The following is a 25,249-nucleotide window of genomic DNA, read 5'->3' on the forward strand; positions in this document are numbered from 1 at the left end:
TGTTCCAAAACTCGCGGAAAAGCGAGTTTCGAGGCGGTGCCTCGGCACGTTTTCAAACAGCCTCTGACGATCCCGTCGAGAAGCGCCGCCCACAGCCAGCGGGCGGCGCGGATCACGCGCCCAGTTCCCGCATCAGCACGCGCACCGCGGCATCGACCTCCCGGTCGGTATCGCGCAGCTCCTCGATCCGCTTGACCGCGTGGATCACGGTCGAATGATCGCGCCCGCCGAACTTGCGCCCGATCTCGGGCAGCGAGCGGGTCGTCATCCGCTTGGCGAGATACATCGCGATCTGGCGCGGCCGGGCGACCGCACGGGCACGGCGCGCGGAGACGAGGTCGAGCGGCTTCAGCTCGAAATGGGTGGATACCAGCTTCTGGATCTCGTCGATCGTCACCCGCCGCTCGGCGCCGCGCAGCGCCTCACCCAGCGTCTGAACCGCGAATTCCAGGTCGATCCGCTCGCCGGTCAGCTGCGCATAGGCGACGACGCGGTTCAGCGCACCTTCCAGTTCGCGGACGCTGGTGTGGATGCGCTGGGCGATCAGGTCGATGACCTCGTCCGGCATCTCCGCCCCCGGCAGGTCGGCGAGTCGCCGTTCCAGCACCGCGCGGCGCAGCGCCAGTTCGGGCGGCTTGATGTCGGCGACCAGCCCCGCGCCCAGCCGGCTGATGATCCGCGGCTCGACCCCGTCCAGTCCCTGCGGCGAGCGGTCGGCAGCGATCACCAGCCGCTTGCCGGTGCCGACCAGCTCGTTGATGGTGTGGAAGAATTCTTCCTGCGTCGCGTCCTTGCCGGCGATGAACTGCAGGTCGTCGATCAGCAGCAGGTCGGCCGAGCGCAGCCGCTGCTTGAACGCGAACGTGTCGCGCGCGCGCATCGCGGCGACGAACTCGTACATGAAGCGCTCGGCCGACATGCACAGCACCACCGCATCGGGGTGTTGCGCCAGAAAGGCGTGGCCGATCGCGTGCATCAGGTGGGTCTTGCCCTGCCCCGTGCCGGAATGGAGGAACAGCGGCGAGAAGCGAGGGCTTCCCGGCTCGGCCAGGATCCGCGCGGCGTTGAAGGCGACGCGGTTCGACTGGTCGACAACGAATCGTTCGAAGGTCAGGCGCGGGTCGAGCAGCGGCCGCTCCACCGGCTCGCCGGAGGGGGCCGGCTGCGCCGCGACGGGGACGGGGACGGGAACGGACACGGGCGCGGCGGCGACCGGCGCGGCCTCCGGCACCGCCTCGATCATCAGCGCCAGCGGTTGCGGCCCCGGAATGCGCGTCTCGACGACGACGCTGCGCACCTCGGGCAGCAGCTGGCGGAATTCCAGCTGGAGCCGCTCGGCATAGTGGCTGCGGACCCAGTTGGTCATGAATGCCGATGGCAGCGCCAGGCGCACCGTATCGGCCTCGTCGCCCTCGATCAGCTGGATGGGCTTGAGCCACTGGTCGAACAGCCGCGCACCGGCCGATTCCCGCAGCGAGGAACGCACGCGCGCCCAGGCCTTGGCCTGCTCGCTCGCCATTCCCTGCTGCCAATGGCTCACGCGCGCACTCCTCCGCCGGCGGAAGCATCGTGCCTCCGCCGCCCAAAATTCCCACAGGCAAAAAGCCCCCGTTGGCCATCCGACTGGATGCCCGGCCCTTGCTCGACTGCTGTCATGTCGCCCGGTGGTCACCGATGGCGTGGCGGCATTTATGAAGCCCGGCGCGGCACGATCAAGCCCGTCTCCGGCCACAAAAATGAAATAAACCGGATTGACACGCCTTCCGCCGCAGAAATGCGTCAAACTTTCTTATAAGCATCTGATATTGCTGAATTTAACCGAGAATTTGCGAAGGCGGCAGAACCGGAATCCCAGCGATTCAGCCATTTCTGCCAGTGGCGTTTCGGTTCCGTTCGCACGCACGAAAAAACCCGCCCGGATCGCTCCTGGCGGGTCGTTCGTCAGACGCCCGAAACGGGCGACGAATGGAAGGTCAGGCCAGCGCCGACAGACGCTTGGTCAGGCGCGAGAACTTCCGGCTGGCGGTGTTCTTGTGCATCACGCCCTTGGCCACGCCGCGATCCAGCTCGGGCTGCACCGCTGCCAGAGCCTCGGTCGCCGCAGCCTTGTCGCCCGACGCCAGTGCCGCCTCGACCTTCTTCACGAAAGTGCGGATGCGGCTGACGCGTGCACCGTTGATCTCGGCGCGACGCTCGTTGCGACGGATACGCTTCTTGGCTTGCGGCGTGTTCGCCATCGACAGTCCCTTGGTCCAAAATGAAAAAGGGAGCGCGAGGATGCCTCACGCTCTCCGGTTGGGGCGCGCCATACCGACTTGGGCGCCGCCGGTCAACTCCGCTGGCAGCGCGGGCACCAGAAGGTCGACCGTCCTGACTCGACCCGCCGCCGCACCGGGCCGCCACAGCCGCACGGCTCCCCCTCGCGGCCATAGACCAGGAACTGCTTGGAGAAATAGCCAAGCTCGCCATCGGGGGCCGCGAAGTCGCGCAGCGTCGATCCCCCCGCCTCGATCGCCGCGAGCAGGACCGCGCGAATCGCCACCACCAGCCGCTCCAGCCGCGGCAGCGCGATGCGCCCCGCCGCCCGGTCCGGCGCGATCCGCGCCATGTGCAGCGCCTCGCACACATAGATATTGCCCAGCCCCGCCACGATCCGCTGGTCGAGCAGCATCGCCTTGATCGGCGCTGCCCGCCCCTCCAGCACGGTCAGCAGATAGTCGGCGGTCAGGTCCGCGCCCAGCGGCTCGGGCCCCATCGCCATGAACGGCGGATAGGTCGCGAGCGCCTCGGTCGGCAGCAGGTCGATGAAGCCGAATCGCCGGGGGTCGTTCAGCGCCAGCCGCCGGCCGGCCGCCGTTTCGATCACCAGATGGTCGTGCGCCAGCGTGTCGGCCGGATCGACCCGCCACCGCCCCGACATGCCGAGATGGAAGACCATCGTGTCGCCGCGATCGGTGTCGATTAGCCCGTATTTGGCGCGACGGCCGAGCGAGGTCACGGTCGCCCCCTCCATCCGCTGGCGCAGGTCGACCGGAATCGCCTTGCGCAGGTCAGCGCGGCGCGCCTCGACGCGGGTCAGGCGCTGGCCGGCGAGCACCGGCGTCAGCCCGCGCACCGTGGTTTCGACTTCGGGAAGCTCGGGCATCACCGATGAGCTAGGTTGCGTTTGCCCCTGCCACAAGCGGTCGCTAGGGCAGAGCGATGACCGACACCGTCTCCTTCGGCTATGAAGACATTCCCGCCACCGAGAAGACCGCCCGCGTCGGCGGCGTTTTCCGCAGCGTGGCCGGCAGTTACGACCTGATGAACGACGCCATGTCGGGCGGCATGCACCGACTGTGGAAGGACCGCTTCGTCCGCCGGGTGAAGCCACGCGCCGGCGAGCAGATCCTCGACATGGCCGGTGGCACCGGCGACATCGCGTTCCGCATGGAGCCGAGCGGCGCCGCGATCACCGTCGCCGACATCAACCCGGCGATGCTGGAGGTCGGCATGGCGCGCGCGCAGAAGCGCGGCCTGGACGGCCTCGTCTGGAGCGAGGCCAATGCCGAGGTCCTGACCTTCCCCGACCGGTTCTTCGACGCCTATACTATCGCCTTCGGCATCCGAAACGTCACCGACATCCCGGCCGCGCTGCGCGAGGCGCACCGGGTGCTGCGGCGCGGCGGGCGCTTCTTCTGCCTGGAATTCTCGACGGTCGAGTGGCCGGGCTTCGCCGACGTGTACGACGTCTACTCGCACCGGCTGGTGCCGCGACTGGGCCAGTTGCTGGCGCGCGACGCGGAAAGCTATCGCTACCTGATCGAATCGATCCGCCGCTTCCCGCCGATGCCGGCGTTCGAGGCGATGATCCGCGAGGCCGGCTTCGTGAACACGAGGGTGGAGCCGATCATGGGCGGTCTCGTCGCGATCCACAGCGGCTGGAAAATCTGATCCGGTGACGTCGCCCATCGTCCATAGCTGGCGACTCCTGAAATGGGGCCGCATCCTGGCGCGCCACGGGGCACTGCGCGGGATCGAGCGTGATCCCAACACGCCCGCGCAGGTGCGCCGTCTCGCCCGCATCGCCCGGCTCGGCGCGCGGGTGCCGGCAGTTCCGCGCTATGCCGACGCGTTTCAGGCGATCGGCCCCGCCGCCATCAAGCTGGGCCAGACGCTGGCGACCCGCCCCGATCTGGTCGGCGAGGCGGCCGCGCACGACCTGCTCCGGCTGCAAGACCAGCTGCCGGCCGTCCCATACGAGACGATCGAGCAGGCGATGCGCGCCAGCCTGGGCCGCGATCCCGCCACGCTGTTCAGCCGGATCGAGGAGACGCCGGTCGGCGCCGCCTCGATCGCGCAGGTCCACCGTGCCGTCACCACCGACGGGCGGCAGGTCGCGGTCAAGGTGCTGCGCCCCGGCGTCGAGGAGGATTTCGCCCGCGCCATCGACACCTATCAATGGGCCGCCGCCCAGCTGGAGGCGCTGAGCCCCGAGGCGCGCCGGCTGCGCCCGCGCCTGACGATCGAGAATTTCCGCCGCTGGACGCTGCGCGAGCTGAACTTTCGCCGCGAGGCCGCGTCGGCGTCGGAGCTGGCCGAGGCGATGACCGCCGAGCCGGACTTCATGGTCCCCGCGATCGACTGGCAGCGCTCGACCGCCAAGGTGCTGACGATCGAGTGGATCGACGGCATCAAGCTGTCCGATCGCGCCGCGCTGGTCGCCGCCGGCTATGACCTGCCGAAACTGGCGCAGACCCTTGTCCGTGCCTTTCTGCGCCAGGCGATCGCCGAGGGCTTCTTCCACGCCGACATGCACCAGGGCAATCTGTTCGCGCTGCCGGGAGACCGCATCGCCGCGATCGATTTCGGCATCATGGGCCGGATCGACCGCCGCGCGCGGGTGTGGCTGGCGGAGATCCTCTACGGCCTCATCACCGGCAACTACAAGCGCGTCGCCGAGATCCATTTCGAGGCGGGCTATGTCCCCGCCCACCACAATGTCGCCGAGTTCGCCACGGCACTGCGCGCAGTCGGCGAGCCGATGCGCGGCCTGCCGGTAAAGGACATGTCGATCGGCATGATGCTCGACGGGCTGTTCTCGATCACCCGCGACTTCGACATGGTCACCCAGCCGCACCTGCTCCTCCTCCAGAAGACGATGGTGATGGTCGAGGGCGTGGCGACCAGCCTCGACCCGAACATCAACCTGTGGGACTCGGCCGCCCCCTTCGTTCGCGAGTGGATCAGGACCGAACTGGGGCCGGAGGCCGCCATCGCCGACCGCCTGATCCTCGACCTGAAGACGCTTGCCCGCCTGCCCGATCTGGTCCGCCGGATCGAGGCGCGCTACCCCGCGCCGGGCGGTGAGCCCCCCGCCCCGCCACTCCGCCAGGTCGAGGTGGTGCGGCTGGGCGGCGGCTGGCGCTACGCCGCGGTCGCCATCCTCTCCGCCGTCGCCGCAGTCGGCGCTACGGTCGCGCTCATCCACTGACGACCGAGCCGATGCGCCGCGCCCGCTCGCCGTTGATCCTGCCCGGCCCCACCCGGCTGGCGACGATCGGCCGCGGGCAGGCGCGGGCGGTGCTGGCGGTGCTGGTCCTCGTCCTGTTGCTCTTGGGCGCCCTGCCCGCCGCCGATCCCGCGCCCGATCTGACGCGGCAGATCGGCTTCCACGGTGCCATCGTCGACCGGCTGCGCCACGGCGGCGAGGATTATTACACCGCGACCGCCGCAGCCCTGCGCGGCAGCGACCTGCCGACGCGACCCTTCACCGCCTTTCCGCTGCCGGCGCTGGCGACGATCGCCGGCCAGCTGTCGGCGATTTCGCTCCTCGGCCTGATGGCGCCACTGATCGGTCTGGTGGCGGCCGCCTGGTCACGGCACTTCGCGCGGCCGGGACCGGGACGGTCGCTCTGTTTCACCGTCGCTCTCGCCGCGGCGTTCGGCGTGATGCAGAGCGGCAACGACCTGTTGCCGCAGCTCTGGGCCGGACTGTTCATCGCGCTGTCGCTCGCCCTGCGCAGACCCGGCCGCTGGCTGGAGAGCGCCGCGATCGGCCTCGCCGCGGCGATCGTCTACGAGGGTGCGGCGCTCTATCTGGCGATCATGGCTCTCGCCGCCTGGCACGACGACCACCGGCGCGAGGCAGCGATATGGGGCGGCGCACTGCTGGCGACGCTTGCCGTGGTTGCCGTCCATGCGCGCGCCGCCACCGATGCGGTCGGCACCATGGACGCCACGACCGGATGGGCGTCGGCAGGTCCGCTGGCGGCGCTCGACGCGCTGCTCACGACCAGCGGGCTGCGGGTGCTGCCATCGGGCGTCGCCGCACCGCTGTTCGCCATCGCGCTCGCCGGCTGGTGCGCGTGGCGCGACCCGCTTGCGGTGCGCGCGGCGGCGACCGTGATCGCCTGCCTCGTGCTGCTCGCCTTCCTGCCCGGAACCGCCGTCACGACCGGAGCACTGGTCGCGCCGCTGGTGCTGCTGGGCCTGCTCCCGGCGATCGACGGCATCCGCGACCTGCTGCGCGCCGCGCTCGACAGCCGGCGTATCACGGTGACAAGAGTGGTTCGCTAAGGGGTCGTACGATGAAGCGCATCCTCCTGATCGTCGGCGGCGGTATCGCCGCGTACAAGGCGTGCGAATTGATCCGCCTGCTCCGCGCGCGCGGCCACGCGGTGCGGTGCGTCCTGACCGAGGGGGGCAGCCACTTCGTCACCCCGATGACGCTGGCGGCGCTCAGCGAGGATCAGGTCTTCACGACCCTGTGGGACCTGAAGGACGAGGCGGAGATGGGGCATATCCAGCTCAGTCGCCAGGCCGACCTGATCGTCGTCGCCCCCGCCACCGCCGACCTGATCGCGCGCATGGCGGCGGGCATCGCCGACGACCTCGCCACCACGCTGCTGCTCGCCACCGATACGCCGGTGCTCGCCGCGCCGGCGATGAACGTGCGGATGTGGCAGCACCCCGCCACCCGCCGCAACGTCGCCCGGCTGCGCGCCGACGGCATCACCGTGCTGGAGCCGGACGAGGGCGCCATGGCCTGCGGCGAGTACGGCCCCGGCCGCCTGCCCGAACCGACGGCGATCGCGGCGGCGATCGACGGTGCACTGACGCCGGTCGAGCCGGTGCTCGCCGGACGGCACGTCATCGTCACCGCCGGTCCGACGCACGAGCCGATCGATCCGGTGCGCTACATCGCCAACCGGTCCTCCGGGCGGCAGGGCTTCGCCATCGCCGGCGCCCTCGCCGCGCTGGGCGCGCGGGTCACGCTGATCGCCGGGCCGGTGTCGCTACCGACGCCGGCCGGCGTCGACCGCGTCGATGTCGAGACCGCGCTCGACATGGCGGCGGCGGTGGAGCCGGCCCTGCCCGCCGACGCCGCGGTGATGGTCGCCGCCGTCGCCGACTGGCGAGTCGCGCCCGCACCGCAGAAGGTGAAGAAGACCGGCGACACCCCCGCCTTCGTGCTGATCGAGAACCCCGACATCCTCGCGACCCTGTCCCACTCGCCCCAACGCCCGTCACTCGTCGTCGGATTTGCCGCCGAAACGGAGCAAGTCCTCAACCATGCCCGCGCCAAACTCACCCGCAAGCAATGCGACTGGATCGTCGCCAACGACGTGTCGGGCGACGTGATGGGCGGAGAGGCCAACGCCGTCCACATCGTCACCGCGGACGGCGTCGACAGCTGGCCGCGGACGGGCAAGGACGAGGTCGCCCGGGGGCTCGCGCGGCGCATCGCCGATGCGCTAATGGGGGCGGCATGACCCCGATCCGTATCGCCCTGACCCGCCTGCCCCAGGGCGAGGGCCTCCCCCTCCCCCGCTACGCCACCGACGGCGCCGCCGGCATGGACGTCGTCGCGGCCGAGAGCCTGACGCTCGCCCCCGGCGCGCGCGCGGCGGTGGCGACCGGCTTCGCGATCGCCATCCCCGCCGGTTACGAGGTGCAGGTCCGCCCCCGCTCCGGCCTGGCGCTCAAGCACGGCGTCACCTGCCTCAACACGCCCGGCACGATCGATCACGACTATCGCGGCGAGGTAAAGGTGATCCTCGCCAATCTCGGCACCGAGCCGTTCGCGGTCGTTCGCGGAGAGCGGATCGCGCAGTTGGTGCCCGCCCCCGTGCAGCGCGCGGCGTGGGACGAGGTCGAGACGCTCGACGAAACCGCGCGCGGGGTGGGCGGCTTCGGATCGACCGGCCGATGATCGCGCTGCTCGCCGCCGCCCTACAGGGGCTGACACCGCCGCCGGTCGCCAGCTGGCGCGATCTGCCCGTGTTTCCCCTGTCTCGGACCACCGCGCCGGATGAGGGCTCCGCCTTCGTGAAGGCGGAGATCGCCGCCGGCCGCTGTTCCGTGCCGCCGGAGGGCAGCGATCTGGTCGCTCCCATCGCCATTCTGGTGGGTCCGACCGGCGCGATCCGTCAGATCGTGCCGCAGGCGATCGGCTGTCCCACGGTCGAGCAGTACACCGTGGGTTATCTGATGACGCTCACGCGCGCCGCACCGGGCTCCACTCCGCCACGGGCCGGCTGGTACAGCCTCGCTATCGAGTACCACTGGTAGATCGGATCGATTGCAGTTCAACTTTCGCGACGAGACGACGGAATTCTTCGCGTAACTTTCATTCATTGCTGCTAGGCAGCTGTCGTGGCCGGCGATAAGTGTGGCTGCACTGCATCGGTGTGAAACGCGTTCACTCTGTGCAGGGTTACCGGGTTGTCTTGTGCGCCGCAGTGTGCAAGGGACGCGGTGACGACCATGAAGGGAGTTCAATATGCGTCTTGGGAAGTATCTCATGGCCGCCGCTGTCGCCACGATGGCGGTTGCGCCTGCCATGGCCGCTCCGGCCAACCCGGCAGCCAGCCTGTCGGTTTCGAAGTCGGCCCGTGCGGGTTCGGTTTCGTCGAAGAAGAATGAGCTCGCCGGTGGCGGCCTGATCGTTGCCCTGATCGCGGCTGCTGCCGTGGTTGCCGGTGTGGTGATCGTTGCCGACAGCGACGACGACGCTGACAGCAACTAAAATCCACTCATCCGAGTTGGAGGAAATAGCGGCTCTTCGGGGCCGCTATTTTTTTGTGCGGTGAAATCGGTCTACATGACTGGCATGCAAACATTTTCCAATACGGAGCTGAATCGCTACGCCCGCCATATCGTGCTGCGCGAGATCGGCGGTCTGGGGCAGCTTCGCTTGCGGCGTGCGGTGGTAACGGTCGTCGGCGCGGGCGGGATCGGATCACCGGCGCTTCAATATCTGGCTGGCGCGGGCATAGGCACCGTCCGGATCATCGACCACGACTTGGTCGATCTCTCCAACCTGCAACGTCAGACGATCTACGACACCAGCGACATCGGCCTGCCCAAGGCGGCGGCAGCGGCAATCGCCATGGCCCGTTTGAATCCGAAGGTGGCGACCGACGTCCGCGTGGAGCGGGTCGGACCGAAGACGGTCGACGCGCTGCTGACCGGCTCCGACGTCGTGATCGACGGCACCGACAATTTCGACACGCGATTGCTGACCGCCGATTCGGCCCATGCAAAGCGCATTCCCCTGATCTCGGCCGCTGTGGGACAGTTCGAGGGGCAGCTGGCCGTGTTCCGCGGATGGGAACGGCACCTCCCCTGCTATCGCTGCCTCGTCGGCAATGATCCGGACCGGGCAGCGGGAAGCTGCGCCGATCAGGGCGTGCTCGGCCCCGTTACCGGGATGATGGGCGCGATGGCCGCGCTGGAGGCGATCCGTGCGATCGTGCCATTCGGCGACGATCCGGCGGGGCGGCTGCTACTGGCCGACCTGCTGTCCTGGCGTTTCCGCAGCATCGCCCTGCCTGCCGATCCCGGCTGTCCGACCTGCGGCGATCAGACGCCGGCATAGGATCGATACCACTCGACGAAGCGCGGAATGCCGATGTCGATCGGCACCGCGGGCCGATAATCCAGCATCCGCGCGGCAGCGTCGATATCGGCAAAGGTCGCCGGCACGTCGCCCGGCTGCATCGGCTGATCGTCGCGGATCGCGGCCTTCCCACACGCTGCCTCGATCAGGTCGATCAGCCGGCCGAGCGGCTCGGGCCGGTTGTTGCCGAGATTGTACACGGCATGCGGAGCGACGCTGCCGCCCGGCTTCTCCGCTCCGTCATCGGCAGGTGGGCGGTCGAGCGCCGAGACCACACCGCTGACGATATCGTCGATGAAGGTGAAGTCCCGCTCCATCCGCCCGCCATTGAACACGCGGATCGGCTCGCCTGCCAGGATCGCTTTGGTGAACAGCCATACCGCCATGTCCGGGCGCCCCCATGGCCCATAGACGGTGAAGAAGCGCAGGCCGGTCAGCGGCAGGCGGAAGAGATGGGCATAGCTCTCGCTCATCAGTTCGTTGGCGCGCTTGGTCGCGGCGTAGAGCGAAACCGGCCGATCGACGGGATCGCCGACGCGGAACGGCATCGTCCGATTGCCGCCATAGACCGACGAGGACGAGGCATAGACCATGTGCGCGACACTCCGGGCCCGCGCCAGTTCCAGCAGGGTCAGGTGGCCGACCAGATTGGCGCGGCCATAGACCTGCGGCTGCTCGATCGAATAGCGCACCCCGGCCTGCGCGCCGAGATGGACGACGCGGTCGAACGCGGCATCCGCGAGGACGGTGTGCAGCCGCGCCTCGTCGGCAAAATCCGCCTCGACGAAGCGGACACGGTCGCCGAAGCGCTCCGCCAGCGTCGCCAGCCGCGCTCGCTTCAACGCCCGGTCGTAATAGTCGTTCAGGTCGTCGATCCCGATCACCCGCTCGCCGCGCGCGGCCAGCCGCGCTGCGACATGGAAGCCGATGAAGCCCGCGATCCCGGTGACCAGGACGGCACTCACCCCAGCAGCGTCCGAGCGAAGTCCCTGATCGCCGGGCCGATATCCTCCCGGTCCAGGGCGAGCGCCAGATTGGCCTGGATATACCCCGCCTTGTCGCCGCAGTCGTAGCGCTGCCCGTCGAAGGTGAAGCCGTGGAACGCCTGACGCCCGATCAGCTTGGCCATCGCGTCGGTCAGTTGGATCTCGCCGCCCGCTCCCGGCTCCTGCGCGTTGAGGATCTGCATGACCTCAGGCTGAAGGATATAGCGGCCGGGGATCATCAGGTTGGACGGCGCCTTGCCCTTAGGCTTCTCGACCAGCGCCACCACCTCGGTCAGGCGGCCGTCCTGCCGGCCGGGCGAGATGATGCCGTATTTGTCGGTTTCGCTGTCCGGCACCTCCAGCGCCCCGATCACGTTGCCGCCGACCTGCTCGTACGCTTCGACCATCTGCTTCAGGAAGCCACCGACCATCAGTTCGTCGGGCAGCAGCACGGCGAACGGCTCATCGCCGACGATCTCGCGCGCGCACCAGACCGCGTGGCCCAGGCCCAACGGCTCCTGCTGGCGGACATAGACCGGGCTGCCGGGCTTCTGCCGGATGCCCTCGATCAGGTGCATCGACTTGCCGCGCGCGGCCATCGTCGCCTCCAGTTCGTAGGAGACGTCGAAATGATCCTCCAGCGCCCCCTTTCCGCGGCCGGTGACGAAGATGATCTGCTCGATCCCTGCTTCCAGCGCCTCTTCGACGGCATACTGGATCAGCGGCTTGTCGACGACGGTCAGCATCTCCTTGGGCATCGACTTGGTCGCAGGCAGGAAGCGCGTGCCCAGCCCAGCTACGGGAAACACCGCCTTACGCACCCGCTTCGTCATGATTAAGCCGCCTGTCGAAATTTCAGTCGACGGCGCTTATCCGGAGCCCAGCCCTTATGCAATTGAAGCGCGTGCTCGTCGTTGTCGGAACGCGTCCGGAAACGATCAAGCTGTTCCCGGTGATCCACGCGCTGCAAGCCTGCCCCGCGCTGGACGTCGTCACCTGCACCACCGGCCAGCATCGCGAGATGGTCGATCAGGTCCTCGCCATGGCGGCGATCCGGCCGGCGGTCGACCTGGCGATCCCGGCAGGGCTGGCGCTCGACCGGCTGAGCGCGGCGCTGATGGTCGCGCTCGGCGAGGCGCTGGATCGCGTCAGGCCCGACCTGATCGTCGTGCAGGGCGACACCGTCTCGGCGATGACGGCGGCGCTCGCAGCCCTGTACCGCCACATTCCGGTCGCGCATGTCGAGGCGGGGCTGCGGTCCGGGTCGCTGCACGATCCCTGTCCGGAAGAGGGCTACCGCAGGATCATCACCGCCCTGTCGACGCTCCACTTCGCCCCCACCGCTGCCGCCGCGGAGACATTGCGACACGAAAACGTGCGGGGCGCCGTGCACCTGACGGGCAACACCGTCATCGACGCGCTCGCCGCGATCCATCGCGGCCTGGATCCAAGCGACGCGCGGACTGCCGAACTGCGCGGGGTGCTGGCGCGCTTCGGCGGCCTCAAGCTCGTCTTCACCACGGTCCATCGGCGGGAGAGCATCGCCGCACTGGACGGGATCGCGCGGGCGCTGCGACGGATCGCCGATCGGGGCGATGCGGCCATCCTGCTGCCGGTGCATCCCAACCCGGCAGTCGGCGCCGTCATCCGGGCCGAGCTTGGCAGCCATCCCAACATCGCCTTGACCGAGCCGCTCGATTATCCGAATGCGGTTAACGCCTTGTCGACGTGTGACCTCGTGCTCACGGACTCCGGCGGCCTTCAGGAGGAAGCACCGTTCTTTGGCAAACCCGTGCTCGTCATGCGCGACACCACGGAGCGGCCCGAGGGTATTGCGGCCGGCACCGCGAAGCTGGTCGGAACCGGTGAGGACGGGATCGTCGCCGCGACCGCCGCGCTGCTCGATTCGCCGGCCCGCATGGCAGCGATGGCGATGCGTCACCTGCCCTACGGAACCGGCGAGGCAAGCGGGCGTATCGCCAGCCTGATCGACGCGTTTCTGCGGTAACCGCCGCCCGCCGCGGATCTGTCACCCGGCGACTTCCTGGACTGTCCGACGATGTTGAAGAAGATCTTTGCCGCCCGCTCGAAGACGACGGGGCCTTCCGTTCCGCCGGGCGAGCGCGTCTATGCGGTCGGCGACATCCATGGCTGCGTGGTCGAGCTTGACGACCTGCTCGGCCAGATCGAGCGGGACGATGCCGCGCGCGGGCCGGCGGACACGACCATCGTGTTCCTGGGCGATTTCGTCGATCGCGGGCCATCGTCCGCGCAGGTGATCGACCGCTTGCTGGCGCTGCGGCAGCGACGGCCGAACACCCGCTTCCTGATCGGCAATCACGAGGAGTTGTTCATCGACGCGCTCGCCGGCGAGGACAAGCCGCTGCGCCTGTTCACCCGGGTCGGAGGGCGCGAGACGGTGCTGAGCTACGGCATGACGCCCACAGCGTATGACGAGGCGGACTATGACGTGCTGCTCGCAGAGATGCAGGCGCGGGTGCCGGCAACGCACCGCGTCTTTCTGGAGTCGCTGGAGAATATGGTGGTGAAGGGCGACTATGCCTTCGTCCATGCCGGCATTCATCCCGACACGGCCCTGGAGGACCAGCGCCCGCGCGACCTGCGCTGGATCCGCGAGCCGTTCCTGTCGCACCGCAAGCCGCTGGAGAAACTGATCGTCCACGGCCACACCATCGTCGAGACCGCGACGCCCGGCCCGGTACGGTTCCCGATCGACACCGGCGCCTATCTGACCGGGGTCCTGACCGCGCTGGGGCTGGAGGGCGATCGGCACTGGCTGTTGCAGACGGCGCCGCGGGGGTGACCTGATCCGTCACCAGTGCAGACCGGAATCTGGTTTGAATTACGATCTATCGGAGTTTGACCGCCTCCGCGGCGAAGGCCGGGGTCCAGTCGGGGGACACTGATGACGAGCGTCGCACTTCGTCCGATCAGCCTATCCATCTGGGCCCCGACCTTCGCCGGGGAGGTAAAAGAGCTGGTTCAGACCAGGTGGATCAGACGCTCATCTTCGACCTCAGGCGCATCAGCGCCCGCCAGGCGCCCCGCCGGGAGCCGCGCCGCCAGGGGCGCCACCCATCATCATCTGCTGCTGCATCTGCATCTGGCGGACCTGCTCCTCGGGCAGGAAGTCGACCAGCTCGACATCGAACACCAGCGTCGAGTTCGCCGGGATCGGCCCCGTCGCCTTGTCGCCGTAGCCAAGCGCGGGCTTCAGCCAGATGCGGTACTTCGCGCCCTTGGGCATCAGCTTCAGCGCCTCGGAGAAGCCGGGCACGACGCCGGCGACCGGCATCGGCGTCGGCTGCTGCGACTTGTCGAAGGTGGTGCCGTTGAGGAGCTTGCCCTCGTAATTGACCAGCGCGACGTCGGCGTCGGTCGGCTTGGGGCCGTTCGCCACGCCCTTTTCCAGCACCTTGTACTGGAGGCCAGAGGCGGTGGTCACGACGCCGCGCGCCCGCGCGTTGCGGGTCATGAAGTCGTCGCCCTGCCGCGCCAGCGCCACCGCGGCGATCGCCGCCAGTGCCAGGCCGATCCACAGATAGACGAGGTAGCTGCGCTTCACCGGCTGAAGCGGAACGGCGGTGACGGTCGACATAGGCAGGGCACCTGGAGTTCGGGGTGCCGGCCCGGTCGCCGCCACCGGTCAGAAGTCATCGAAAGTCACACCGGCGAAGGATCGCAGCGGTGCGAAGGGCGGCGGGCTTCCCCGCCGCCGACCGGTATTTACCGGGCGCCGTCGCGCTCGGCGCGCTTGCGCTCCAGCTTGCGGGCGCGGCGCACGGCAGCGGCACGCTCACGCGCGCGCTTCTCCGACGGCTTCTCGTAGTGACGGCGCAGCTTCATCTCGCGATACACGCCCTCGCGCTGCAGCTTCTTCTTGAGCGCGCGCAGGGCCTGGTCGACGTTGTTGTCGCGAACGATGATCTGCATAAAACCCAACCAACTCCGGCAAAATAACGATAGCGGCGCGAAATGATCCGCGCCGTTAGAATGGCCCGCCTACCAGCACGCCCGCCGTTACGCAACCCCGCGGACGACCGGCCGGTCCAGCCCGACGCCGATCGGGTGTGGCATGGCTGCCACAGCGAGCGGCCAATCGGCAAATGTTGCAGCGGTGCAATGCGAGCGATACCCAGCGCCGCCACCCTGGCTTCCATGCTACAGCCGATCGAGATCATGGATCTGGAAACCCGCCTTCTGATCGTCGACGACGATCCCGGTATCCGCGAGCTGACCGCGCAGTTCCTGGTCGCGCACGGCTATGTCGTCGACACGGCGGAGGACGGGGTGGCGATGCGCGCCGCGCTGACCCGCCACGAATATGCGCTGATCGTGCTCGACGTGATGATGCCGGGCGAAGACGGGCTGGCGATCCTCCGCTCGCTCGACCGCGCCACCGCGCCGGCGGTCATCATCCTGTCGGTGATCGGCGAGGAGGTCGACCGGATCGTGGGGCTCGAGATGGGCGCGGACGATTATGTCGCCAAACCCGCCAACCCGCGCGAGTTGCTGGCACGGGTCCGCTCCGTCCTGCGCCGGCGTGGCGAGCGTCCCCAGTCGGGGCCGCGGCTGGCGACGGTCGGCGGCAATGCCGTCCGCGTCTATCAGCGCTTCGCCGGCTGGCGGCTCGACCCGCAGGGGCGGCAGCTGATCGATCCGGAGGAGGTCGTCATCAACCTGTCCGACGGCGAGTTCCGGCTGCTGATGACCTTCGTCGACCACCCCTTGCGCGTGTTGACCCGCGACTTCCTCCTCGATCATTCGCGCGGGCCCAATGCCGAGCATTTCGACCGCGCGATCGACGTGCAGGTCAGCCGCCTGCGCCGCAAGCTGTCGGGCGACGGCGGGCGGACCGGCGACGAGCTGATCCGCACGATCCGCAACGAGGGCTATATGTTCGCGGCCGATGTCGAGACGCGCTGAAACCCTGGGCGGAAACGCGCGAAAGAGCGCGCTTCCGGGCGGCGGCGGCCCGCGCGCGCACTCGATCGCCTGGCCGATCTTCGCGCTCGTCATCGCATCGGTGGTGCTCGGCACGACGGTGGTGTTCTTCGTCACCTTCAACGGACCGCCGCCGGGCAATATCCGCAGTCGCGAGGCGGCGGTGGCGACCATGCTGCGCACCGGCAAACCGCCATCCGATCCGGGCGGGCGGATGCTGGCGTTCCGGACGGACGAGGCCCTGCCCGCGCCCGACCAGCCGTTTCGCCCCGATCCGGCAGCGCGGCGCACGCTGTCGCGGCTGCTGGACGTCCCGCTGGACCAGGTCGTCGCCTGGTCGATGCGCCCCGATCCCGACCGGTCGGGCTTTGGCCGGGATTTCATACTCGCCTGGCATCCGAACGGGCGCGGGCCGTGGCGGATCGTCGAGACGCCGCGCCCCCTGCTCGCGCCGTGGCACCTGAAGACGCTGACGGCGATGCTCCTCGCGATCCTGGCGCTTGCCCTGCCCGCCTGGATCATCGCCCGCGCCATATCCCGCCCGGTGCGGGCGGTGGCGCGGGCGGCACGGGAGGCGCGCGCCGGCGCCGCGCTGCCGCCGCTGCCGGTCGGCGGATCGAGCGAGGTGCGCGACCTGTCACGCGCGGTCGCGGCGATGCACGCCCGCCTCGCCGCCCATGCCGAGGGGCGCACGACCATGCTGGCGGCGATCGCGCACGATCTGGGCACCCCCCTCTCCCGCCTCGCATTCCGGGTCGAGCAGCTGCCCGACGCCGCGCGCGAGCGGGCCGCGGCCGACATCGCCGAGATGCGCGCGATGATCGCCGCCGCCCTGTCCTTCGCACGCGACGAGAATGCCGATATGTCGGCGCGGATCGAACTCGGCAGCCTGCTCGACAGCCTGGTCGAGGACATGCGCGAGGCGGGCGCCGTCACCCTGCGCGATGCCGGACCACGCGCGGTGGTGCGCGGCGATTCGGGCTCGCTGCGCCGGCTGTTCGCCAACCTGGTCGAGAATGCGATCCGCTACGGCGATCGTGCCGAGATCGGCTGGCGGATCGTCGGCCGCGAGGTGGAGGTGACGATCGACGATCACGGCCCCGGCGTCGACCCGGCCACGGTCGAGCGGCTGTTCGAGCCGTTCGTCCGCGGCGACCCGTCGCGCAACCGCGCGACCGGCGGCACCGGACTGGGGCTGGCGATCGTCCGGTCGATCGCGGCGCGGCACAGTGGCGAGGTGGTGCTGGGCAACGGCGCCACCGGGGCGCAGGCGCGGGTGACGCTGCCGCTGGCATGACGGGATTGTCAGCCGCGGAGCGTCCAACTACACGCCGGCGATCGACAAGAGCGTCCGGGAAGCCGCGTTGGAACTACGACTGATAGTGGCCTATGGCCTGATCGGGGTCATTGTGCTGGCCGCCGCGATCACCACGGTGGTCGTGTCGCGCAAGCGCGCCGCGCGTCGTCGCCGGCTGCGCGGGATCAAGGACTACCCCTCCGCTTCCTGACATTTTTGGTAATATTACGTCAGCTGCACGACATATCGCGGCAAGACGCCGCCGCCATAAGCTCCCCGACATCACCGGGGAACTGCAATGACCGACCTTAATCTTCAGGAGCCGCCGCACGGCCACGGGCTGGCCGATGACCTGCCGCTGATCGCGGCGCAGGTCGCGCGCCGCCGTGCGCTGAAATGGTTCGCCGGTGCCGGCACCGCCGCATTGGTCGCGGGATGCGGCGGCAGCGACGGCGATGCCTCGGCCAGCGTCGACGTGGTTACCGGCGCGACGCCGACGCCTACCGCGACCGCCACGCCCACCCCGACCGCCACGGCGACCCCGACGCCGACCGCCACTACCGGCTGCGTCCTGGATCCGACCGAGACGAACGGACCCTACCCGGCGGACGGCACCAACACCTCCAGCGGCTCCACCTCCAACGCGCTGACCGCCAGCGGGATCGTGCGCAGCGACATCCGCTCCAGCTTCCTGGGCACGACGACGGTGGCAGGCGGCGTCAAGCTGACGCTGACGCTGACGGTCGTCAACGTGAACGCCAGCTGCGCACCGCTGGCCGGCTATGCGGTCTATATCTGGTGCTGCGACCGCAGCGGCAACTACTCGCTCTACACCGCCGCGAACGAGAGTTACCTGCGCGGCATCCAGGTGACCGACGCGAACGGCCAGGTCACCTTCACCCTGGTCTATCCGGGCTGCTATTCCGGCCGCTGGCCGCACATCCATTTCGAGGTTTTCTCCAGCCTGTCGACCGCGACCAGCGGCCGCTACGCCGCGCTGGTCTCGCAGCTCGCCATGCCGCAGGCGGCCAGCACCGCGGTCTATGCGGACACGACCACCTACCCCTCCAGTGCGTCGAACCTCGCCCGCATCACCCTGTCGAGCGATAATGTCTTCGGCGACAATACCGCGGCGCAGATCGCCCAGCAGACGCCGACCATCACCGGCAGCGTCAGCGAGGGCTATACCGCCACGGCCCTGATCGGCCTCGCGCGGTAGGCGCGCCGGGCCCACGAGACGCGCGGCGCCCCCCCTGTCGCCGCGCGGCCCCGGCCGGACCTCCCATCCGGCCGGGGCTCCCCCTTGGCGGCGCGTGCCGGTGTCCGTAAGGCTCCCGGCATGACGCCGCTTCTTCTGTTCAACAGCCTGTCGCGCTCGGTCGAGACGTTCCAGCCGATCGATCCCGCGAACCTGCGCGTCTATTCGTGCGGGCCGACCGTCTACAATTATGCGCATATCGGCAATCTGCGCGCCTATGTCTTCACCGACACGCTGTCGCGGGTGCTGACGTGGAAGGCCGGGGACATGGGCTGGGGTTCGCTGACCCATGTCATCAACATCACCGATGTTGGCCACCTGACCTCCGACGCCGATGCCGGCGACGACAAGATGGAGGCGCGGGCCAAGGCGACCGGTCAGGATATCTGGGCAATCGCAAGGCATTATACCGATGCCTTCAAGCAGAACCTGAGCGACCTCAATATCCGCGAGGCGGCCCGCTTCCCGCTCGCCACCGATCACGTCGCGGCGATGATAGAGTGGGGAGAGGCGATCGAGGCGCGCCACTGCTACCGCCTGCCCGACGGCCTCTATTTCGATGTCTCGACCGTTCCCGATTACGGCCGGCTGGCGCGCCACGCCTCGGACGAAGGCGAGGGTCGGATCGAGGAGGTGGCGGGCAAGCGCCACGCTGCCGACTTCGCGATCTGGCGCACCTCTGCGCCGGGCGAGAACCGGCAGATGGAATGGGATTCGCCCTGGGGCCGCGGTGCGCCGGGCTGGCACCTGGAATGCTCGGTGATGAGCCGTGCCTATCTGGGCGCGCTGTTCGACATCCATACCGGCGGCATCGACCACCGCGAGATCCACCACCCGAACGAGATCGCGCAGAACCAGGCGATGAGCGGCACCGCCGACACCGGCGCGAACTACTGGCTTCACAACAACTTCCTGAACGAACGCGATGCCAAGATGTCGAAATCGTCCGGGCAGTTCACCCGGCTGCAGACGCTGGTCGATCGCGGCTATCACCCCCTTTCCTACCGGCTGATGTGCCTGCAGGCGCATTACCGGTCGGAGATGGAGTTTTCCTGGGAAGGGCTCGCCGCCGCGCAGACCCGGCTGAAGCGGCTGGTGCAGGCGGTCGAGGCGCTGCGCGCGCGGCCCGACGCGCCTTCGGCGGCGAGCGCGGCGCCCTATGCCGAGCGGCTCGACCAGGCGGTGTCGGATGACCTGAACACCGCCCGCGCGCTGCCGGTGCTGGACGAACTGCTGGCGGACAAGACGATCTCGCCCGCCGACCGGCTGGCGGCGCTGGCGGACTTCGACGCGGTGCTGGGACTCGGCCTGACGACGCTCGACCGCGCCGCGCTGCGGGTGCGCCCAGCCAAAGCAACGATCAACGAGGCCGGCATCGCCGCCCGCCTGACCGAACGGCGCGCGGCACGCGCGGCGAAGGACTTCGCCCGCTCCGACGCGATCCGCGACGAACTTGCGGCGGCGGGGGTCGAGGTGATGGACGGCGACCCGCTCGGCTGGGACTGGCGGGTCAGCTGAGCGGCTGATCCCGCGTTGCCAGCACCGCCGGCCGCCACAGCACGCCGCGATCCGCCGGCGCGCCTGCGATTGCCGCGTCGATCGCCGCTGCCCGCGTCTTTGACCCGGCATGGGTGCGGCTGCGGAACAGCCCGCCGTCGACGTCGCCGCCATGATCGCGCCAGAAGCGTGACGCTGCCGCCGGATCCCAGCCGCCGTTGCGCAGCAGCGCGACGCCGAGCAGGTCGGCCTCGTCCTCGGTGCGGCGGAACAGCCGGCCGTTGCGGCCCAGCTCCGAGAACAGGCCCCAGCTGACCCCCGCCGCCGCCAGCCGCTCGCGGTGGCGCAGGACGATATGGGCGAGTTCGTGGGCGACTACTGCGGCGACCGCCGCCTCGTCGTAGCGGTCGAAGAAGCGCACCCCGATCCGCACCACCTGCCCATCCGAGTCAGCGGTCATCGCCTTGCCCGGCACCACCTCGAACGTCGCGCGACAGCCGGGGCTGGCGGGGATGGAGACGCTGCGGTCGGTGCCGTCGCGGCGTAGCGTCACGGCCAGCGGCCGGTCGGCGGGCTGGCGCTCGACCAGTGCCTGCGCCGCGTCGCGGGTGCGGGTGGAGGGCGGACCCGCCGGCGGTGTCGGCGGCGGCGTGCCGGCGACCGCCGCCAGCCCGTCCCCCGCCATCACCCCTGCCCGCGCCGCCGGAGCCTCGGGCACGACCAGCGCGACCGCGACCGGCGTCGGGAATCCGTCCACCTTCGCGCCCGCGGGCAGCGGCTGCGGCAGATACTGGTCGACCGCCTGCACCAGCCAGCCCGGCGTCGGCGCCAGCCGGTCGCACAGTGCCGCATTGCCGGTCGCCAGCCGATAGCCAATCCGCGCCAGCATCGCATCCGCCCGCGCCACCGCCCGGTCCTCCGCCGATGGTGGCGCCGCACCGATCAGCAGGACCAGGGCGGCGGCGGATGCAGGGAAACGCGACATGATGCCGCTATAGGCATCGCCCTTTCCCCTGTCGCGCCGCATTGCCGCCCGCGCCGTCCGCTCCTACAGACACCGTCGTCCTCGCGGCCCGGCTGGCCGCCAACACACGGGTTTGACGATGCGCATTGTGATGATCGGCTCTGGCTATGTTGGCCTGGTGTCGGGGGCATGCTTCGCCGATTTCGGGCACCAGGTGGTATGCGTCGACAAGGATGCCTCCAAGATCGAGGCGCTGCACGCCGGACGGATGCCGATCTACGAACCGGGGCTCGACCAGCTGGTCGCCGCCAATGTCGCGGCCGGTCGGCTGACCTTCACCACCGAGCTGGCCGGAGCGGTCGCCGGGGCCGAGGCGATCTTCATCGGCGTCGGCACCCCCGCGCGGCGCGGCGACGGCCATGCCGACCTGACCTATGTCTATGGCGCGACGCGCGAGATCGCCGAGGCGATCACCGGCCCGACCGTGGTAGTCACCAAGTCGACCGTGCCGGTCGGCACCGGCGACGAGGTCGAGCGGATCATCCGCGAGATCCGCCCCGACATGGATGTGGCGGTGGTCAGCAATCCCGAATTCCTGCGCGAGGGTGCGGCGATCAGCGACTTCAAGCGCCCCGATCGCGTCGTGATCGGCACCGACGACCCGCGCGCGCGCGCGGTGATGCAGGAGGTGTACCGCCCCCTCTACCTGAACGAGAACCCGATCCTGTTCACCGGCCGGCGCACCAGCGAGCTTATCAAATACGCCGCCAACGCGTTCCTGGCGACCAAGATCACCTTCATCAACGAGATCGCCGACCTGTGCGAGGCGGTGGGCGCCGACGTGAAGGACGTGTCCCGCGGTATCGGTCTCGACAACCGGATCGGGCGCAAGTTCCTCCACGCCGGCCCCGGCTATGGCGGGTCGTGCTTCCCCAAGGACACGCTCGCGCTCCTGAAGACCGCCGAGGATTTCGAGAGCCCGGTCCACATCGTTGAGGCCGTGGTGAAGGTGAACGACAGCCGCAAGCGCGCGATGGGCCGCAAGGTGCTCCACGCGCTGGGGGACGATGCCCGCGGCAAGACGGTCGCGCTCCTGGGCCTGACCTTCAAGCCCAATACCGACGACATGCGCGACGCGCCAAGCCTGTCGATCGCGACCGCGCTGGCCGATGCCGGCGTCACCGTCCGCGCGCACGATCCCGAGGGGATGGAGCAGGCCCGGCGGATGATGCCCGACCTGACCTATTGCAACGATCCGTACGAGGCGGCGAAGGGCGCAGACGCGGTGGTGATCGTGACCGAGTGGGACGCGTTCCGCGCGCTCGACCTCAACCGGCTGAAGGGCGCGATGGCGGCGCCGGTGATGGTCGACCTGCGCAACGTCTATCACCGTCAGGCGGTCGAGACCGCCGGCTTCGCCTACACGGCCATCGGCCGGTGAGCAGCAAGGTGAGCGCGCCGGTCGTCGCAGTCCTGCCGGCGATCGCGCGCGGCCTGCTCGAGCCGCATCTGCCGGCCGGGATCGAGCCGCGCTGGTTCGCGTCTCCCGAAGAGGCGAAGGCGGCGATGGCCGACGCGACGATCGCCTGGGTCGACATGCAGCCGACCCGGCTGGCCGCCGAGACGATCCGCGCCGGCGGGCCGAAGCTGCGCTGGGTCTCGACGCTCTACGCGGGACTCGACGCCTTTCCGCTCGACTGGCTGCGCGAGCGCGACGTGACCGTCACCAATGGCGGTGGAATCAACGCGGTGGCGGTCGCCGAATATGCGGTGATGGGGATGCTGGTCGCGGCCAAGCGCTTCGACAGGGTCGTCCGCAGCGCCGACGCGCGCGAGTGGCCATGGGATGCGCCGGGCAAGGTCGAACTCGACGGCACCCGCGCGCTGATCGTCGGCCAGGGTACGATCGGCCGCGCCATCGCCGATCGGCTGGCGGGCTTTGGCGTCGCCACCGACGGCGTCACCCGCTCCGGTCGCGACGGCACGCTGACGCCCGATCAATGGCGTGCGCGGCTGGGCGAATATGACTGGCTGATCCTCGCGGCACCCTCGACCGCCGACACGCGCGCGATGATCGGCGCCGACGAACTGGCGGCGATGAAGCCGACTGCCTGGCTGGTCAACATCGCCCGCGGCGACATGATCGACCAGGACGCGCTGCTGACCGCGCTGGATCGCGGCACGATTGCCGGTGCGTTCCTCGACCCGACCGATCCCGAGCCCCTGCCCGCCGACCACCCGCTCTGGACCGCGCCGAATGCGATCCTGTCGATGCACCTGTCGGGCCGCAGCCAGTCGACCATGTTCGCGCGGGCCGGGCGGCTGTTCCTCGACAATCTGGCGGCGTGGCAGGCGGGCAAACGCATGCAAAATGTCGTGGATCTCGCCGCCGGCTATTGACTGCGCGCATCGGCGCAACCGGGCCGGTACGGAAGGGTTTGCGCGGGCGCGCGCGATGGCGCATGGGCGGGGCCGATCCGCAGGAGCTTTCGACCATGGCCGCCAAATGGGCCCCCGACAGCTGGACCGCCGCAGAGGCGCGCCAGATGCCCGACTATCCCGACGCCGCCGCGCTGAAGAGTGCGACCGACACGCTGTCGACCTATCCGCCGCTGGTCTTCGCCGGCGAGGCGCGCAACCTGACCGCCCAACTGGGCGAAGTGGCGGCGGGTCGCGGCTTCCTGCTGCAGGGCGGCGACTGCGCGGAGAGCTTTGCCGAGCACAGCGCCAACAACATCCGCGACACGTTCCGCGTCATCCTGCAGATGGCGGTCGTCCTCACCTGGGCGTCGAAGCTGCCGGTGGTGAAGCTCGGCCGCATGGCCGGCCAGTTCGCCAAGCCGCGCTCCACGCCCACGGAGACGATCGACGGCGTCGAGCTGCCCAGCTATCGCGGTGACAACGTCAACGACATCGCCTTCACCGCCGACGCGCGCCAGCCCGATCCGCAGCGCCTGATCCGCGCCTATTCGCAAGGGGCGGCGACGCTCAACCTGCTGCGCGCCTTCGCGCAGGGTGGCTATGCGAACCTCCACCAGGTCCATCGCTGGACCCACGACTTCATGGGCCGCAGCCCCTGGGCGCAGAAGTACAGCGAGACCGCCGACCGGATCGGCGAGGCGCTGGAATTCATGGCCGCGTGCGGCATCGATCCGGAAACGGTGCCGCAACTCGCGCAGACCGACTTCTATACCAGCCACGAGGCGCTGCTGCTCCCCTTCGAGCAGGCGCTGACCCGGCAGGATTCGCTGACCGGCGACTGGTACGACACCTCCGCCCATTTCCTGTGGATCGGCGACCGCACCCGATTCGAAGGATCGGCGCATGTCGAGTTCCTGCGCGGCATCGGCAACCCGATCGGCGTGAAATGCGGCCCCAGCCTGGAGCCGGACGTGTTGCTGCGCATGCTCGACACGCTCAATCCGGGTCGCGTGCCCGGCCGGATGACGCTCATCACCCGCTACGGCCATGACAAGATCGAGGCGCACCTGCCCCGCCTGGTCCGCGCCGTCACGCGTGAAGGGCATCCGGTGGTCTGGAGCTGCGACCCGATGCACGGCAACACCGTGAAGGCGACGACCGGCTACAAGACCCGCCCGTTCGAGCGCATCCTGGCCGAGGTGCGCGGCTTCTTCGCCGTCCACCGCGCAGAGGGCACCCATGCCGGCGGCATCCACGCCGAGATGACCGGCCAGAACGTAACCGAGTGCACCGGCGGCGCGATCGACGTGACCGAGCAGTCGCTGGCCGACCGCTATCACACCCACTGCGACCCGCGTTTGAACGCCAGCCAGAGCCTGGAACTGGCGTTCCTGCTGGCCGAGATGCTCAACACGGAAATGGCCGAACGCCGCCAGGCTGCGGCCTGACGGATCGCCTGTCCAGCGGCGGCCGATCTTTTTCGGCAACGGGCGCGCACCCCGCTTGACGCGCCCCCCGCCGCCGGATAGACGCCCGCCTCCACCGCACAACGGCCCCTTCGTCTAGCGGTCTAGGACGTCGCCCTCTCACGGCGAAAACACGGGTTCGAGTCCCGTAGGGGTCACCAGCGGCAGAGATTAGCCGTTTTGCGCGGTCTTCATCGGGGTGCGTACCCCCGCTATCGAAGCGATAGTACCCCCGACGACCCGAGCGACCGCACCGCAGGCGGTAATCAGAGCGCGAGCGCGCTTGTCATAGTGCTGCACCATCTCGCGGGCGACCAGCTCCACGTGGACCTCGCGCACCTCCTTTATAGCCATCAGGTCGCGGAAGCGCGCCTGGATCGCACCCGTGGTCTTGAACGGCGCGAAGCTGCGCTCGTAGAGCAGTGTCGTCGCGCTGCGAGGGTAGCTTTTTCAGCACCACCAGCCGTATCAACTGGGCAACGAGTTGACGTAGCGGAACGGCGAGGCCGCCT

Annotated in this window: 26 protein-coding genes and 1 tRNA gene; 19 read left to right on the plus strand and 8 right to left on the minus strand. The window is 69.3% G+C overall.

The annotated features are described in order from the left end of the window. Nucleotides 1–112 precede the first annotated feature (112 nt). The 3 genes from dnaA to mutM all read right to left on the minus strand — a co-directional run bounded on the left by dnaA (nt 113) and on the right by mutM (nt 3,145). Nucleotides 113–1,519 carry a chromosomal replication initiator protein DnaA gene (dnaA, locus tag Q5H91_RS05520; RefSeq protein ID WP_305172402.1) on the minus strand — a complete coding sequence of 469 codons (1,407 nt, stop codon included), beginning with the start codon at nt 1,517–1,519 and terminating at the stop codon, nt 113–115. Between the two features lie 454 nt (nt 1,520–1,973). Further along, nucleotides 1,974–2,237: a 30S ribosomal protein S20 gene (gene rpsT / locus Q5H91_RS05525; RefSeq protein ID WP_305172211.1), complete on the minus strand. Its 264-nt coding sequence runs from the start codon at nt 2,235–2,237 to the stop codon at nt 1,974–1,976. Nucleotides 2,238–2,329: 92 nt separating this feature from the next. After that, the gene (gene mutM, locus Q5H91_RS05530; RefSeq protein WP_305172212.1) at nt 2,330–3,145 is read right to left on the minus strand and encodes a bifunctional DNA-formamidopyrimidine glycosylase/DNA-(apurinic or apyrimidinic site) lyase; all 816 of its coding nucleotides are present in this window, start codon (nt 3,143–3,145) and stop codon (nt 2,330–2,332) included. A gap of 56 nt (nt 3,146–3,201) precedes the next feature. Between mutM and Q5H91_RS05535 the strand changes: the two genes are divergently transcribed. The 8 genes from Q5H91_RS05535 (at nt 3,202) to Q5H91_RS05570 (ending at nt 9,862) form a co-directional block, all read left to right on the plus strand. Continuing rightward, a complete protein-coding gene (locus tag Q5H91_RS05535; RefSeq protein ID WP_305172213.1) occupies nt 3,202–3,933 on the plus strand; it encodes a class I SAM-dependent methyltransferase in 732 nt (243 codons plus the stop codon). Between the two features lie 4 nt (nt 3,934–3,937). Continuing rightward, nucleotides 3,938–5,473, plus strand: a complete 1,536-nt coding sequence (gene ubiB / locus Q5H91_RS05540; protein ID WP_305172214.1) for a 2-polyprenylphenol 6-hydroxylase — start codon at nt 3,938–3,940, stop codon at nt 5,471–5,473. An 11-nt stretch (nt 5,474–5,484) separates the two neighbouring features. Further along, nucleotides 5,485–6,558, plus strand: coding sequence for a hypothetical protein (locus Q5H91_RS05545; RefSeq protein WP_305172215.1), 1,074 nt, complete (start codon nt 5,485–5,487; stop codon nt 6,556–6,558). A gap of 11 nt (nt 6,559–6,569) precedes the next feature. After that, nucleotides 6,570–7,754, plus strand: coding sequence for a bifunctional phosphopantothenoylcysteine decarboxylase/phosphopantothenate--cysteine ligase CoaBC (coaBC, locus tag Q5H91_RS05550; RefSeq protein ID WP_305172217.1), 1,185 nt, complete (start codon nt 6,570–6,572; stop codon nt 7,752–7,754). Beyond that, entirely contained in the window at nt 7,751–8,194 is a 444-nt protein-coding gene (gene dut / locus Q5H91_RS05555) for a dUTP diphosphatase (protein ID WP_305172218.1), read from the plus strand. Before coaBC ends, dut begins: the two co-directional genes overlap by 4 nt. Beyond that, a complete protein-coding gene (locus Q5H91_RS05560) occupies nt 8,191–8,553 on the plus strand; it encodes a hypothetical protein (protein WP_305172219.1) in 363 nt (120 codons plus the stop codon). The genes dut and Q5H91_RS05560 overlap by 4 nt, the downstream gene beginning before the upstream one ends. A gap of 232 nt (nt 8,554–8,785) precedes the next feature. Continuing rightward, the gene (locus Q5H91_RS05565; RefSeq protein WP_305172220.1) at nt 8,786–9,010 is read left to right on the plus strand and encodes a hypothetical protein; all 225 of its coding nucleotides are present in this window, start codon (nt 8,786–8,788) and stop codon (nt 9,008–9,010) included. An 84-nt stretch (nt 9,011–9,094) separates the two neighbouring features. After that, a complete protein-coding gene (locus Q5H91_RS05570; protein WP_305172221.1) occupies nt 9,095–9,862 on the plus strand; it encodes a HesA/MoeB/ThiF family protein in 768 nt (255 codons plus the stop codon). Here the strand turns inward: Q5H91_RS05570 and Q5H91_RS05575 are convergent. Next, nucleotides 9,847–10,848 (minus strand): NAD-dependent epimerase/dehydratase family protein, encoded by a 1,002-nt coding sequence (locus tag Q5H91_RS05575; protein WP_305172222.1) that lies wholly within the window; start codon nt 10,846–10,848, stop codon nt 9,847–9,849. The two genes, Q5H91_RS05570 and Q5H91_RS05575, sit on opposite strands and share 16 nt — an antisense overlap. Further along, complete coding sequence (gene galU / locus Q5H91_RS05580; protein WP_370655224.1) at nt 10,845–11,702, minus strand: UTP--glucose-1-phosphate uridylyltransferase GalU; 858 nt, start codon at nt 11,700–11,702, stop codon at nt 10,845–10,847. Before galU ends, Q5H91_RS05575 begins: the two co-directional genes overlap by 4 nt. 56 nt (nt 11,703–11,758) lie before the next feature. On the opposite strand from galU, the gene wecB reads away from it, so the two are divergent. Beyond that, complete coding sequence (wecB, locus tag Q5H91_RS05585; protein WP_305172223.1) at nt 11,759–12,877, plus strand: non-hydrolyzing UDP-N-acetylglucosamine 2-epimerase; 1,119 nt, start codon at nt 11,759–11,761, stop codon at nt 12,875–12,877. 51 nt (nt 12,878–12,928) lie between these two features. Next, entirely contained in the window at nt 12,929–13,693 is a 765-nt protein-coding gene (locus Q5H91_RS05590; protein WP_305172224.1) for a metallophosphoesterase family protein, read from the plus strand. Nucleotides 13,694–13,915: 222 nt separating this feature from the next. Here Q5H91_RS05590 and Q5H91_RS05595 read toward each other — a convergent pair whose 3' ends face one another. Beyond that, nucleotides 13,916–14,488 carry an FKBP-type peptidyl-prolyl cis-trans isomerase gene (locus Q5H91_RS05595; protein WP_305172225.1) on the minus strand — a complete coding sequence of 191 codons (573 nt, stop codon included), beginning with the start codon at nt 14,486–14,488 and terminating at the stop codon, nt 13,916–13,918. 128 nt (nt 14,489–14,616) lie between these two features. Then, nucleotides 14,617–14,823, minus strand: coding sequence for a 30S ribosomal protein S21 (gene rpsU, locus Q5H91_RS05600; RefSeq protein WP_007404630.1), 207 nt, complete (start codon nt 14,821–14,823; stop codon nt 14,617–14,619). 225 nt (nt 14,824–15,048) lie between these two features. On the opposite strand from rpsU, the gene Q5H91_RS05605 reads away from it, so the two are divergent. The 5 genes from Q5H91_RS05605 to cysS all read left to right on the plus strand — a co-directional run bounded on the left by Q5H91_RS05605 (nt 15,049) and on the right by cysS (nt 19,907). Beyond that, a complete protein-coding gene (locus Q5H91_RS05605; protein ID WP_305172226.1) occupies nt 15,049–15,816 on the plus strand; it encodes a response regulator in 768 nt (255 codons plus the stop codon). Continuing rightward, nucleotides 15,800–17,131, plus strand: a complete 1,332-nt coding sequence (locus Q5H91_RS05610; RefSeq protein WP_305172227.1) for a sensor histidine kinase — start codon at nt 15,800–15,802, stop codon at nt 17,129–17,131. The genes Q5H91_RS05605 and Q5H91_RS05610 overlap by 17 nt, the downstream gene beginning before the upstream one ends. A gap of 67 nt (nt 17,132–17,198) precedes the next feature. Beyond that, nucleotides 17,199–17,342 (plus strand): hypothetical protein, encoded by a 144-nt coding sequence (locus Q5H91_RS05615; RefSeq protein WP_305172228.1) that lies wholly within the window; start codon nt 17,199–17,201, stop codon nt 17,340–17,342. Nucleotides 17,343–17,429: 87 nt separating this feature from the next. Continuing rightward, complete coding sequence (locus tag Q5H91_RS05620; protein ID WP_305172229.1) at nt 17,430–18,350, plus strand: intradiol ring-cleavage dioxygenase; 921 nt, start codon at nt 17,430–17,432, stop codon at nt 18,348–18,350. Between the two features lie 120 nt (nt 18,351–18,470). Continuing rightward, complete coding sequence (gene cysS / locus Q5H91_RS05625) at nt 18,471–19,907, plus strand: cysteine--tRNA ligase (RefSeq protein WP_305172230.1); 1,437 nt, start codon at nt 18,471–18,473, stop codon at nt 19,905–19,907. On the opposite strand, the gene Q5H91_RS05630 is transcribed toward cysS, so the two are convergent. Further along, entirely contained in the window at nt 19,900–20,871 is a 972-nt protein-coding gene (locus tag Q5H91_RS05630; protein ID WP_305172231.1) for a peptidase M48 family protein, read from the minus strand. The two genes, cysS and Q5H91_RS05630, sit on opposite strands and share 8 nt — an antisense overlap. A 118-nt stretch (nt 20,872–20,989) precedes the next feature. Here Q5H91_RS05630 and Q5H91_RS05635 point away from each other — a divergent pair, with 118 nt between their 5' ends. The 4 genes from Q5H91_RS05635 to Q5H91_RS05650 all read left to right on the plus strand — a co-directional run bounded on the left by Q5H91_RS05635 (nt 20,990) and on the right by Q5H91_RS05650 (nt 24,898). Then, entirely contained in the window at nt 20,990–22,291 is a 1,302-nt protein-coding gene (locus Q5H91_RS05635) for a UDP-glucose dehydrogenase family protein (RefSeq protein WP_305172232.1), read from the plus strand. Next, complete coding sequence (locus tag Q5H91_RS05640; RefSeq protein ID WP_305172233.1) at nt 22,288–23,250, plus strand: D-2-hydroxyacid dehydrogenase; 963 nt, start codon at nt 22,288–22,290, stop codon at nt 23,248–23,250. The genes Q5H91_RS05635 and Q5H91_RS05640 overlap by 4 nt, the downstream gene beginning before the upstream one ends. A gap of 95 nt (nt 23,251–23,345) precedes the next feature. Further along, nucleotides 23,346–24,719 carry a class II 3-deoxy-7-phosphoheptulonate synthase gene (locus Q5H91_RS05645; RefSeq protein WP_305172234.1) on the plus strand — a complete coding sequence of 458 codons (1,374 nt, stop codon included), beginning with the start codon at nt 23,346–23,348 and terminating at the stop codon, nt 24,717–24,719. A gap of 103 nt (nt 24,720–24,822) precedes the next feature. Next, nucleotides 24,823–24,898: transfer RNA gene (locus tag Q5H91_RS05650), tRNA-Glu, on the plus strand. Nucleotides 24,899–25,249 lie beyond the last annotated feature (351 nt).

Source organism: Sphingomonas aurea, assembly GCF_030678875.1.
GTDB lineage: Bacteria > Pseudomonadota > Alphaproteobacteria > Sphingomonadales > Sphingomonadaceae > Sphingomonas > Sphingomonas aurea.

What these genes read in the sequence shown, in the direction of transcription:
- dnaA (WP_305172402.1), bottom strand. Translation starts at nt 1,519, where the DNA reads ATGGCGAGCGAGCAGGCCAAGGCCTGGGCGCGCGTGCGTTCCTCGCTG.
- rpsT (WP_305172211.1), bottom strand. Translation starts at nt 2,237, where the DNA reads ATGGCGAACACGCCGCAAGCCAAGAAGCGTATCCGTCGCAACGAGCGT.
- mutM (WP_305172212.1), bottom strand. Translation starts at nt 3,145, where the DNA reads ATGCCCGAGCTTCCCGAAGTCGAAACCACGGTGCGCGGGCTGACGCCG.
- Q5H91_RS05535 (WP_305172213.1), top strand. Translation starts at nt 3,202, where the DNA reads ATGACCGACACCGTCTCCTTCGGCTATGAAGACATTCCCGCCACCGAG.
- Q5H91_RS05545 (WP_305172215.1), top strand. Translation starts at nt 5,485, where the DNA reads ATGCGCCGCGCCCGCTCGCCGTTGATCCTGCCCGGCCCCACCCGGCTG.
- coaBC (WP_305172217.1), top strand. Translation starts at nt 6,570, where the DNA reads ATGAAGCGCATCCTCCTGATCGTCGGCGGCGGTATCGCCGCGTACAAG.
- dut (WP_305172218.1), top strand. Translation starts at nt 7,751, where the DNA reads ATGACCCCGATCCGTATCGCCCTGACCCGCCTGCCCCAGGGCGAGGGC.
- Q5H91_RS05560 (WP_305172219.1), top strand. Translation starts at nt 8,191, where the DNA reads ATGATCGCGCTGCTCGCCGCCGCCCTACAGGGGCTGACACCGCCGCCG.
- Q5H91_RS05565 (WP_305172220.1), top strand. Translation starts at nt 8,786, where the DNA reads ATGGCCGCCGCTGTCGCCACGATGGCGGTTGCGCCTGCCATGGCCGCT.
- Q5H91_RS05570 (WP_305172221.1), top strand. Translation starts at nt 9,095, where the DNA reads ATGCAAACATTTTCCAATACGGAGCTGAATCGCTACGCCCGCCATATC.
- galU (WP_370655224.1), bottom strand. Translation starts at nt 11,702, where the DNA reads ATGACGAAGCGGGTGCGTAAGGCGGTGTTTCCCGTAGCTGGGCTGGGC.
- wecB (WP_305172223.1), top strand. Translation starts at nt 11,759, where the DNA reads ATGCAATTGAAGCGCGTGCTCGTCGTTGTCGGAACGCGTCCGGAAACG.
- Q5H91_RS05590 (WP_305172224.1), top strand. Translation starts at nt 12,929, where the DNA reads ATGTTGAAGAAGATCTTTGCCGCCCGCTCGAAGACGACGGGGCCTTCC.
- Q5H91_RS05595 (WP_305172225.1), bottom strand. Translation starts at nt 14,488, where the DNA reads ATGTCGACCGTCACCGCCGTTCCGCTTCAGCCGGTGAAGCGCAGCTAC.
- rpsU (WP_007404630.1), bottom strand. Translation starts at nt 14,823, where the DNA reads ATGCAGATCATCGTTCGCGACAACAACGTCGACCAGGCCCTGCGCGCG.
- Q5H91_RS05605 (WP_305172226.1), top strand. Translation starts at nt 15,049, where the DNA reads ATGCTACAGCCGATCGAGATCATGGATCTGGAAACCCGCCTTCTGATC.
- Q5H91_RS05610 (WP_305172227.1), top strand. Translation starts at nt 15,800, where the DNA reads ATGTCGAGACGCGCTGAAACCCTGGGCGGAAACGCGCGAAAGAGCGCG.
- Q5H91_RS05620 (WP_305172229.1), top strand. Translation starts at nt 17,430, where the DNA reads ATGACCGACCTTAATCTTCAGGAGCCGCCGCACGGCCACGGGCTGGCC.
- cysS (WP_305172230.1), top strand. Translation starts at nt 18,471, where the DNA reads ATGACGCCGCTTCTTCTGTTCAACAGCCTGTCGCGCTCGGTCGAGACG.
- Q5H91_RS05630 (WP_305172231.1), bottom strand. Translation starts at nt 20,871, where the DNA reads ATGTCGCGTTTCCCTGCATCCGCCGCCGCCCTGGTCCTGCTGATCGGT.
- Q5H91_RS05635 (WP_305172232.1), top strand. Translation starts at nt 20,990, where the DNA reads ATGCGCATTGTGATGATCGGCTCTGGCTATGTTGGCCTGGTGTCGGGG.
- Q5H91_RS05645 (WP_305172234.1), top strand. Translation starts at nt 23,346, where the DNA reads ATGGCCGCCAAATGGGCCCCCGACAGCTGGACCGCCGCAGAGGCGCGC.